Consider the following 10,573-nt stretch of genomic DNA (forward strand, 5'->3'; position numbering starts at 1 on the left):
TTTATGGTTGCATTCATTCTTCGTCGGCTGGCCCAATCCATCCTTGTGATGCTGGTGGTCGGCCTCGTTGCCTTTTTCATGTTCCAGTTCCTCGGCGATCCCGTGAACCAGATGGTCGGGGTCGACACGCCGATTGCAGAGCGCGAAGCCCTGCGCGAACGGCTCGGCCTGAATGATCCGTTGATCATTCGTTTCGGGAAGTTCGTCGTGAACGCGGCGCAGCTCGAATTTGGTTTGTCCTATCAGCACAAGTCGCCTGTTACCGACCTGTTGCTGGAGCGGTTACCTGCAACCATCGAGCTCAGCATGGTTTCCGCCGTGATTGCCTTTGCGCTGGCCTTGCCGGCAGGCGTCTATACGGGACTTTACCGGAACCGGTGGAGCAGCAAGGCGATGCTGACCCTGTCGCTGGTCGGAATATCCGTGCCGACCTTCCTGATCGGTATTCTCTTCATTTATCTCTTTGCCGTTGTGCTTGGCTGGTTGCCGTCCTTCGGGCGCGGCGATGTGGTCACGCTGCCGGGGGGCTGGACGACTGGTCTCCTGACGACCAGCGGCCTGAAGGCGATCATCCTTCCCGCCCTGACGCTCGGCCTGTTCACCCTGACCTTGATCATGCGGCTGATCCGCGCGGAAATGCTGGAAGTGCTGCGCACGGACTACATCAAGTTCGCGCGGGCCCGCGGGCTGACCAACCGTGCTGTTAATTTCGGCCATGCTCTGAAGAACACGCTGGTGCCGGTGATCACGGTGACCGGCCTGCTGCTCGGCAATCTGATCGCCTTTGCGATCATTACCGAGAGTGTGTTCCAGTGGCCCGGCATGGGGCGCCTGTTCCTGCAATCCATTCAGGAAGTCGACCTGCCCGTCATGTCCGCCTATCTGGTGATGATTTCCTTCCTCTTCGTCGTTCTGAACCTGGTCGTCGATATTCTCTATTACGTCGTGGATCCGCGCTTGCGCGTTGAAGGCCACGGCGGCGGACATTGAGGGCCGGATGATGACTGATACAACCTCACCCAAACCCGTCTCCGCGAAGCCGAGCCTGCTCTACCGGATCTGGGATCACGAGCTTTGCTACAGCTTCCGGAATTCTCCTCTTACCGTGGCGGCGGCAGTGGTCACGCTGTTGCTTATCCTGTCGGCGGTGTTCGCCGGGGTCATCGCGCCACACAATCCGTTCGATCTGGCATCCATCGACCTGATGGATTCCGAGCTGCCGCCGGCCTGGACCGAGGACGGAGAGGCTCGCTTCCTGCTTGGAACGGATAATCTCGGCCGCGATATCTATTCGACCATTCTTTACGGCATGCGGATCTCGCTGCTGGTTGGTTTTGCCAGTGTCGTGTTGTCCGCGGTGATCGGGATCGCTGCCGGTCTTGCTGCCGGGTATATCGGTGGCAAGGTGGATGCCGTGATCATGCGGATCGCGGATATCCAGCTTTCCTTCCCGACCATCCTGATCGCCCTGCTGATCGACGGGATCATGCGTGGGATCCTGGACCGGGAACAGCATGACGCGATGATCATCCCGGTGCTGGTGCTTTCCATCGGCATTTCGAACTGGGTGCAATATGCCCGTACGGTGCGCGGCTCGACCCTGGTTGAGCGGAACAAGGAATATGTCCAGGCGGCCCGGATCATCGGCCTGCATCCGATCCTGATCATGATCCGGCACGTGCTGCCGAACGTGATGGGCCCGGTGCTGGTTATCGCTACGCTGGGTCTTGCCTTTGCCATTCTGACGGAAGCGACCCTGTCCTTCCTCGGCGTCGGCATGCCGCCGACCGAGCCGTCACTCGGCACCCTGATCCAGATCGGTAACGATTTCCTGTTCTCTGGCCTCTGGTGGATCTCGATCTTCCCTGGGATGACGCTGGCGGTCCTCGTGCTCGCCGTCAATCTCCTCGGGGATTGGCTCCGTGACGCCCTCAACCCGAAGCTGCGCTAATGTCGAAACATCTTCTTGAAGTCAAAAACCTCCGTATCGAGTTTCCGACGCGGAAGGGCTTGTTGACGGCCATTGACGATGTGTCTTTCCACATCGACGAAGGCGAAGTGCTCGGCGTGGTCGGGGAATCCGGCGCCGGAAAATCCCTCACCGGAGCGGCCATCATCGGCCTGCTGGAACCTCCGGGACGGGTCGCCGGCGGCGAGATCGTCATGAACGGACGGCGGATCGACAATCTCGGCTACGAAGAGATGCGGAAGATCCGCGGGCGTGAGATCGGTGCGATCTTCCAGGACCCGCTGACCAGCCTCAACCCGCTCTATACGGTCGGCCGCCAGCTTACCGAGACGATCATGACCCATACGGACATGACGCCGACGAAAGCCCGGGAACGCGCCGTCGAGTTGCTGACCGAGGTCGGCATTCCGGCACCGGAGAAGCGGGTCGATCAGTATCCGCACCAGTTCTCCGGTGGCATGCGCCAGCGTGTCGTCATCGCGCTCGCCCTGTGCGTCAACCCGAAGCTTGTGGTTGCCGACGAGCCGACCACGGCGCTCGACGTCTCGATCCAGGCGCAGATCATCGCACTGCTGAAGAAGCTCTGCCGGGATCACGGCACGGCGGTCATGCTGGTGACGCACGATATGGGCGTGATTGCTGAAACCGCCGACCGGGTGGCTGTCATGTATGCCGGGCGCATTGCGGAGATCGGTCCGGTGCGCCAGGTCGTGAAGCAGGCCAAGCATCCCTATACCGAAGGCCTGATGGGCTCGATCCCGGTGATCGGCCACACGGACGAGAAACTGCGCCAGATCGAAGGCTCCATGCCGCGTCTGACCAACATCCCGACCGGGTGCGCTTTCAATCCGCGCTGCCCGAAAGCGTTCGATCGCTGCTTCAAGGAGCGGCCGGACCCGATCGATGTGGACGGTACCGAAGTTGCCTGCTGGCTCTATGACAAGGAGGCGGCCCATGTCTGAGACAGCGACCGCAACCCATGAAACCGCAACCCACGACGAGTTGAAGCCCGGCGTTCCGATCCTCGAGGTCAAAGGGCTGAAACGGTATTTCGACGTATCCGCCCCATGGCTGAACCGGGTGCTCGAAGGGCAGCCGAAACAGATCCTGAAGGCTGTCGACGGCATCGATTTCGAGATCAAGGCGGGCGAGACCTTCAGTCTTGTCGGCGAATCCGGCTGCGGCAAGTCCACGGTGGCGAAACTGATTGTCGGCCTGCACGGGCCGAGCAGCGGCTCCATCGAGTTCGAAGGCATGGATATCGCCGGCCGCTCCCGCAAGGAGATGGCACCGATCCGTCGCCGTCTGCAGATGATCTTCCAGGATCCCTATGCCAGCCTCAATCCACGCTGGAAGGTACGGGACATCATTGCCGAGCCGATCCGTGCCTTTGACCTGGCGGACAGCCCGGACGAGGTGCTGGAGCGTGTCGGGCAGTTGCTGACCCAGGTCGGCCTGTCGCCGGCAGATGGCGAAAAATACCCGCACGAATTCTCCGGCGGCCAGCGCCAGCGGCTGTCGATTGCCCGCGCCCTTGCAAGCGAGCCGGATTTCCTGGTCTGCGATGAGCCGACATCCGCGCTCGACGTGTCGGTGCAGGCTCAGATTCTCAACCTGATGCGGGATCTGCAGAAGGAACTGGGGCTGACTTATCTCTTCATCAGCCACAATCTGGCCGTGGTCTGCCACGTCTCCGACCGGGTCGGTGTGATGTATCTCGGTCGTCTGGCCGAGGTCGCGCCGTCTGATATCCTGTTCAGCAAGCCGCGCCATCCCTATACGCGGCTGTTGCTGGATACCATCCCGGATCTGGAAATGTCCGGCCGTGACCGGATGCCGGTGGCCGGCGAAGTCCCGAACCCGATCAACCCGCCGTCAGGCTGCGCCTTCCATCCGCGCTGCCCCTTCGCCGACGACCGCTGCATGAGCGAACGCCCGGAGCCGAAGCCGACCGGCGACGGCGCACTCGTCGCCTGTCACGGCATCGAGGAAGGCCGCATTCCGGACGCGCCGATCATCGGCAAGCCGGCGGTGCCGGAGGGTTTGGGCGCATAGCGCTCAATTACACCGATCAAGAGGTTCAGGTGCTGTGCCCTGAAAAAGAAAGGCCCCGGGATATATTCCTCGGGGCCTTTTTTATTTCGGGCAATATGAACGACCGATTGGTCAGCTAAGAGCTACTTCGCGTAGCCGATCTCGGTGAGCGCTTCCTTGATCTCTGGCAGGATCGACGCATCGTCGATGGTGGCCGGCATCGGATAATCCTGGCTGTCGGCGATCTTCTGCATGGTGCCGCGCAGGATCTTGCCGGAGCGGGTCTTCGGCAGGCGATGGACGATTGTGGCCTGCTTGAAGGCGGCCACCGGGCCGATCCGGTCGCGGACCATCTGCACCAGTTCCTTCAGGATCTGCTCGTTCGGTGTGTTCACGCCGTCCTTCAGGACCACGAAACCGAGCGGGACCTGGCCCTTGAGCTGGTCGGCGACTCCGATGACGGCACATTCCGCGACGGCCGGGTGGCCCGCCAGCACTTCTTCCATGCCGCCCGTGGACAGCCGGTGTCCGGCGACATTGATGATGTCGTCCGTCCGGCTCATCACATAGAGATAGCCGTCCTCATCCATATAGCCGGCGTCCCCGGTCTTGTAGTAGCCGGGATAGTCCGCGAGGTAGCTGTCAACGAACCGGTCGTCGTTCTGCCAGAGCGTCGGCAGGGAGCCGGGGGGCATGGGCAGCTTGATGGAAATGGCGCCGATCTCGCCGCGCTTCATTTCCTTGTTCGCCTCATCGAGGATCTGCACGTCCCAGCCGGGCACGGCCCGTGTGGGCGAGCCGGCCTTGACCGGAAGCTCCTCGATACCGAGGCAGTTGGAGGCGATTGGCCAGCCGGTTTCGGTCTGCCACCAGTGATCCACCACCGGCACTTTCAGCTTTTCCTCGCACCAGTGCAGTGTGTCCGGGTCGCAGCGCTCGCCAGCCAGGAACTGGGCCTTGTAGTGGCTGAGGTCGTAATCCGCGAGCAGCTTGCCGTCCGGGTCTTCCTTCTTGATCGCCCGGATAGCGGTCGGCGCGGTGAACATGGTGCTGACCTTGTGCTCGGAGATGACCCGCCAGAAGGCACCCGCATCCGGTGTGCCGACCGGCTTGCCCTCATAGAGCATTGTGGTGCAGCCGTGGAACAGCGGGGCGTAGACGATATAGGAATGGCCAACCACCCAGCCGACATCCGACGCTGCCCAGAAGACCTCTCCCGGATCGACCCCGTAGATATTCTTCATCGACCATTTGAGGGCAACGATATGGCCGCCGGTCGACCTGACCACTCCCTTGGGAACGCCCGTCGTGCCTGAGGTGTAGAGAATGTAGCAAGGGTCCGTCGCGAGCACTTCTGCACAAGGCGCCGGCGCCACACCTTCATGGGCGGCGTTCCATTCAATGTCACGGCCGGGCGTCAGTTTGGCCTCCGCCATGGGGCGCTGATGGACAATGCAATGATCCGGCTTGTGGGTCGCCATCTCGATGGCGCCGTCGAGCAGCGGCATGTAGGCGACGGTGCGGCCGGGCTCGATGCCGCAGGAGGCGCTGACGATCAGCTTCGGTTTGCAGTCGTCGATCCGCTTGGCCAGCTCGTTCGAGGCGAAGCCGCCGAAGACCACCGAATGCACCGCGCCGATCCGTGTCGCGGCCAGCATGGCAATCACGGCTTCAGGGATCATCGGCATGTAGATGATCACCCGGTCTCCATAGCCGAGACCGTATTTCGCAAGGACGCCAGCAAAGGCGGCGACCTTGTCGGTCAACTCGCTGTAGGTGAAGGTCTGCTTGGTGTCGGTGACCGGGCTGTCATAAATCAGGGCCGCCTGGTCGCCGCGGCCTTCTTCGACATGCCGGTCAAGCGCGTTGTAGCAGGTGTTCGTCGTGCCGCCGGCATACCAGCGATAGAATGGCGGGTTGGTGTCGTCGAGGACCTTGTCCCAGCGCTTGAACCAGAAAATGTCTTCGGCCGCCGCGCCCCAGAATGCTTCCGGGTCGTCGAGAGAATGCCGATAGACGGCGTCGAACTGGCCCATATTCCGAGCCTCCCTGATAACGTTTTTTATAGTGTTTCTCTGACCGCATGGTCGATGGCCATGCCGCGCAAATCAAGCCCCAGATTGCCGCAGCTTCGGGCGCTTCGGGAAGTTGGCACTATCCACCAAGAAATTTCCCGAGAATTCCTTTGCTGCCGCCGTTCAGGTCGGTCTCGTCGGCAAGTTGTTCGTCCTGCTCATCGCGTTCCTGTGCATGCAGGAGTTCGACCCGGTCGCGGCGGATGAAGTCCTCGACACCACGGCCCTGGAACAGGGTGATACCAAGCGCGTGCAGATCCGGGATCGCCGTACCGTCAACGCAATTGTAGAGGATGAAGCGCTCGGGGCCGAGCTTTGCTACGCATGCCGAAAAGGCGGCCCAGTCTGTTTCGTTCCCCGGTGTCAGGTGCGGATCCCACATGACTTTCAGATAGGCAAAGCTCTCTGGCGGCACTTCTAGTTTCGGCAGGGATGTCCAGCGAACACCGTCGAGGGCAATGGGAAATTTCTCATGCTTGAGATCATCCACCATGCGGTCGAAGTCGGCCCGCTCGTGCAGTGCCTCGACATAGGGCACTTCAAGGATGATGCGCTTGCGGGTGGTCATCGGAATGTCGGCGAAGGCCTCGTCCAGCTCGCTCTCGATAACCACCGTGCTGTTGACGTTCACCGTATAGGTCCTGTCCGCCTTGAGGCGATCTTCCACCAGATGGTCGAGCATGCGGATATCGACGACTTCGATCACTTTCTCGAAAAGCCAGGGATTGGCCCGGATGTCCTGCCCGAACATATCGTCGAGCGCGTCAATGGAGACGGTAAGCGCACTGGCCAGGGAAGTCGGCTGATGCAGGTTGGTAAGATCCCAGATCGCCTGCTCACGCACCAGATTGGAGATATCGGCATTTCGGAGCGACTCGAAGAGCCGCATGAAACTCTGCAGCTCGCCGCTGTCGCGGCTGGGTTGCCGCGTGTTGTCGACTTCTGACATGAGTTTGCGACAGATCTTCGCAAGCTTGTTTGCTTCCGTCTTGATACTGAATTCCTGATGCCGCGCGGCACCGCGTCCGCTGCGCTTCAGGAACGCGTCGAGCCGGTCGACCGCCTGGACGGCCAGATGTGTCTGGTCGTCCGGGGTGACGATGGCGACGATATGGTGGGCTAGCCGGTACATCCGGGATTTGCCGTCTTTCGGGACCACGTCGATGCGCGCAATCAGCGTCCGGAAAAAAATCGGATCGTTGATATGGGGAATGGAAGACAGGTCTATCAGGATGGTCGTGAGACCAAGTTTGTTGGCCGAGGCGTCTTCTGTCAGAGCCAGCAGCTCCGCTTCTTCGGTCTGCATGCGGGCGTCCATCCTGTTCTTGTTACCGTGAGTTTGCCCGATCAATGCGGTGCAAGGCAATCTCGGCAGTTCAGCTAGAACAGGGCGCGCCCCGCGGCGACGCTCGCGGTGCCGACAGCCACGGCCACGAGCGGGTTGGCGCCGAGCAGTGAGAGAGCGGCGACGATGACCAGGGCAGCGCGCTCCAGCCAGCCCGTATGCCAGATCGTCGGGGCCAGGATCGCGACCAGGACGGCGCCCGGTATGGCGGCGAGCCAGCGGGACACGAACCCGCCTTCCGGCACCCAGCGCATCATCAGGAAGCCGCCGACCCGGGTGAAGTACGTCACCACTCCCATCAGCAGGATGGCAATCATCGCGGTCCAGTCGAACGCGAGGTATGGGGTGAGAAAATCAGCGTTCACGGAGCAGGCCTCCGACCAGGGATCCGGCAATGCCGCCGATGACCACATGGGCCTCACCGGGCACAAACTCGTTGGCGAGGATGGCGCCGGCAGCGGCTACGAGCCACGGCAGGATCTGCTTCCTGCCGGTCCATATCGGTTTGATCATGATGACGAAGAAGGCCGGCAGCAGCACATCGAAGGCGAGGGCCTTCGGGTCCAGCGCGGCGCCGAGCGCATGGCCGAGCCCGGTGCCGAACACCCAGCTGAACCAGAGCGCGATGCCGGAGCCGAGCAGAATTCCGGCATCCGTTGCCCCTTTACGCCGCTCCGAGATCGCGACGGCCCAGTTGGCATCGGTCAGAAAGAAGAGGCTGATCCAGGTGAGGTGCCGGGGCAGGGGGGCGAACCATTCCCGGATCGATGCGCCCATCAGCAGCATGCGGGAATTGATACCAAGTGTCGTGATCGCGATGATCAGCAGTGGAAGCGGATCCTGCCAAAGATCGATGATCGCGACCTGGGACGCACCGGCGAACACGAAGCCGCTCATGGTGACGGCCTCCAGCCAGGTCATTCCCACATTGCGGCTGATCACACCAACCGCGACGGCAAAAAAGAAGCCGCTGACGGCAATAGGCCAGATGAGGAATGCGCCCGTGCGCATGCCTGCTGAAGTGAAGGTCGTCATCTTAAATCCTGCCAGGTACCGGATAGGTGTGCGTCCGGGGGCGGGCAAGGTCAAACGAGATTTTGTTGCGATGCAATTAGACTGGGTAACGCGTCGATTTTAGCCTGCGAGTTTCTGCATCACCAATGTGGGCGCGTCATGCCGGACCGCACGCTCGGCACGGGGTGTCCGGCCGAAACATTCCCGGTAGCATTTCGAGAAATGGCTGGCGGAGACGAAGCCGCAGGCAAGAGCGACCGAGAGGATCGACATGCTGGTCTGGGCCAGCAGCTGGCGGGCGCGCTGCAGGCGGAGGTTCAGGTAGTAACGTGTCGGCGTGCTGGAGAGATATTTCCGGAACAGCCGCTCCAGCTGACGGGTCGAGAGTCCGGCCTTGTCCGCAAGGGCGGTCTGGCTCAGCGGCTCTTCCAGATTGGCTTCCATCTCGGCAATCACATTGATCAGCTTCGGATGGCTGACACCAAGGCGGGCACGCAATTCCATGCGCTGATGATCGTGCGGCTCGCGGATTCGGTCGTGGATGAACTGCTCGGAGACCTCATTCGCCAGCTTGAAGCCGTGCTGCTTGGCAATCAGGTGCAGCATCATATCGAGGGCGGCCGTCCCGCCGGAGCAGGTAAAGCGGTCCCGGTCGATCTCGAACAGGTCCGACGTCACTTCGATCTCCGGGAACTCTTCGGTGAAACCGCCGAGATTTTCCCAGTGGATGGTGCAGCGCCGGTCTTCCAGCAGGCCGGCCCGGGCCAGCACATGTGCGCCGGTGCAGACCGACCCGATGGCCGCACCCTGGCGGGACAAGCGCCGTAGGGCACCGAATACCCGATCGTTGCGATAATGCTGGGCGTCGATCCCGGCGGCGACGATGACGGCGTCCGAGTTGGTCAGGTCATAAAGAGTCCCGACAGTATTTACCTCGACGCCGTTGCTGGCCTGCACGGGCTTGCCGTCCTCGCTCAGCACGCGCCAATGATAGAGCGTCTTTCCGGCCATGCGGTTGGCCGAGCGCAGGGGCTCTACGGCCGCAGTGAAGGGAAGCAGCGAAAAGTTCGGCGTCAGGAAAAAATCGATGGTTAGCGGGACGTCATTTGGGTCGTCGAACATATTTGGTCATACTCTCCACCGAACGGGTCTTTGCTTTTTCCTGCCCCGTCTTTTTTATCGCGAAAAGGATAAAGCCAAGTCGGGTCCCGGGAGCAATGAAAATAAGGCTTTGGTATATGTTTTCGATTGGCTCCGACCGTAGCTATGTCGTCAGCGGGACACTAGGTCGGGAATAGGCGATTTCAATCATGGCTTGGGGCACGACTGGGAGGATTCGATGACCGACTGCGACAGGGTGGCGGCTGCTCTCCTTCGCCACGGTCTGCTGTTGCGCGGCGGATTTCATCCGGATGCACGGGAATTGGCACTTCCCGGGGGCGAATCAGTCGGGACTGTCCTGCTTGCGGGAAATGCCGGGCCAGGGATGTGGGAGGCGTTTTCCGCGCGAATGCCGGATGGTGCAGACCCGCTGGACCGCTGGAGCGGAGAGGTGCTGGGAGAGGTGGCCGGAGCGTTCGGGGGCGCTGCCGTGCTGCCGTCTGATGGCCCACCCTTTCGGCCGTTCCAGCAATGGGCGATGCGCGCCGAGCCGGTTTCTCCGTCGCCGATAGGTATCCTGATCCACCCTGTATACGGACTCTGGCACGGATATCGGGGGGCTTTGTTGTTCGAGGCGGTTCTTGAACTGCCGTCCCTGACAGAAGCCGAAACGCACAGCCCGTGCGACAGCTGCTCTGATCGACCGTGCCTCACGACCTGTCCCGTCTGTGCATTCTCCGGCAGCGGCTATGACGTGCCGGCCTGCCGGTCCCATCTCCGTTCTGGTAGCGGAGACTTGTGCCTCGAAGGGTCATGCCTCGCGCGCCGGGCCTGTCCTGTCGGGCGGGACTACATCTATGAGCCAGCACAGTCGGCTTTTCATATGGCAGCGTTCAGAGGCGGCGCTCTTGAGTAATGCCGGGAAATAATCTGGTGAAGTCGGAACGAAAAACGGCCGGTCATCTGACCGGCCGTTTGTTTTTTCTGTGGTCTGAAGCGTCAGGGTACTTCGGAAATCGACTCAAGCTGAGCTTC

Annotated in this window: 10 protein-coding genes; 5 read left to right on the forward strand and 5 right to left on the reverse strand. The window is 61.4% G+C overall.

Annotated elements, in window-relative coordinates; translation table 11 throughout:
• Positions 1-3 precede the first annotated feature (3 nt).
• From IG629_RS19440 to IG629_RS19455, 4 genes are read left to right on the forward strand one after another with little or no spacing between them, the layout of a single operon-like run.
• Positions 4-990, forward strand: coding sequence for an ABC transporter permease (locus IG629_RS19440; protein ID WP_193173574.1), 987 nt, complete (start codon positions 4-6; stop codon positions 988-990).
• Positions 991-997: 7 nt separating this feature from the next.
• Positions 998-1,951: an ABC transporter permease gene (locus IG629_RS19445; RefSeq protein ID WP_226886948.1), complete on the forward strand. Its 954-nt coding sequence runs from the start codon at positions 998-1,000 to the stop codon at positions 1,949-1,951.
• Positions 1,951-2,931 (forward strand): ABC transporter ATP-binding protein, encoded by a 981-nt coding sequence (locus tag IG629_RS19450; RefSeq protein WP_193173575.1) that lies wholly within the window; start codon positions 1,951-1,953, stop codon positions 2,929-2,931. The genes IG629_RS19445 and IG629_RS19450 overlap by 1 nt, the downstream gene beginning before the upstream one ends.
• Entirely contained in the window at positions 2,924-4,024 is a 1,101-nt protein-coding gene (locus IG629_RS19455) for an ABC transporter ATP-binding protein (protein ID WP_193173576.1), read from the forward strand. Before IG629_RS19450 ends, IG629_RS19455 begins: the two co-directional genes overlap by 8 nt.
• A gap of 122 nt (positions 4,025-4,146) precedes the next feature.
• On the opposite strand, the gene IG629_RS19460 is transcribed toward IG629_RS19455, so the two are convergent.
• From IG629_RS19460 to IG629_RS19480, 5 genes are all read right to left on the reverse strand, one after another.
• Positions 4,147-6,039, reverse strand: a complete 1,893-nt coding sequence (locus IG629_RS19460) for a propionyl-CoA synthetase (RefSeq protein WP_193173577.1) — start codon at positions 6,037-6,039, stop codon at positions 4,147-4,149.
• A 118-nt stretch (positions 6,040-6,157) separates the two neighbouring features.
• Positions 6,158-7,384 (reverse strand): hypothetical protein, encoded by a 1,227-nt coding sequence (locus IG629_RS19465; protein WP_193173578.1) that lies wholly within the window; start codon positions 7,382-7,384, stop codon positions 6,158-6,160.
• A 74-nt stretch (positions 7,385-7,458) separates the two neighbouring features.
• Positions 7,459-7,836: an AzlD family protein gene (locus IG629_RS19470; protein ID WP_193173579.1), complete on the reverse strand. Its 378-nt coding sequence runs from the start codon at positions 7,834-7,836 to the stop codon at positions 7,459-7,461.
• Positions 7,778-8,458 carry an AzlC family ABC transporter permease gene (locus IG629_RS19475; protein WP_193173580.1) on the reverse strand — a complete coding sequence of 227 codons (681 nt, stop codon included), beginning with the start codon at positions 8,456-8,458 and terminating at the stop codon, positions 7,778-7,780. Before IG629_RS19475 ends, IG629_RS19470 begins: the two co-directional genes overlap by 59 nt.
• Positions 8,459-8,557: 99 nt before the next feature.
• Positions 8,558-9,559 (reverse strand): GlxA family transcriptional regulator, encoded by a 1,002-nt coding sequence (locus IG629_RS19480; protein ID WP_193173581.1) that lies wholly within the window; start codon positions 9,557-9,559, stop codon positions 8,558-8,560.
• 217 nt (positions 9,560-9,776) lie between these two features.
• Between IG629_RS19480 and IG629_RS19485 the strand changes: the two genes are divergently transcribed.
• A complete protein-coding gene (locus tag IG629_RS19485) occupies positions 9,777-10,454 on the forward strand; it encodes a hypothetical protein (RefSeq protein ID WP_193173582.1) in 678 nt (225 codons plus the stop codon).
• Positions 10,455-10,573 lie beyond the last annotated feature (119 nt).

This window comes from Nisaea nitritireducens (genome assembly GCF_014904795.1).
Classification (GTDB): domain Bacteria; phylum Pseudomonadota; class Alphaproteobacteria; order Thalassobaculales; family Thalassobaculaceae; genus Nisaea; species Nisaea nitritireducens.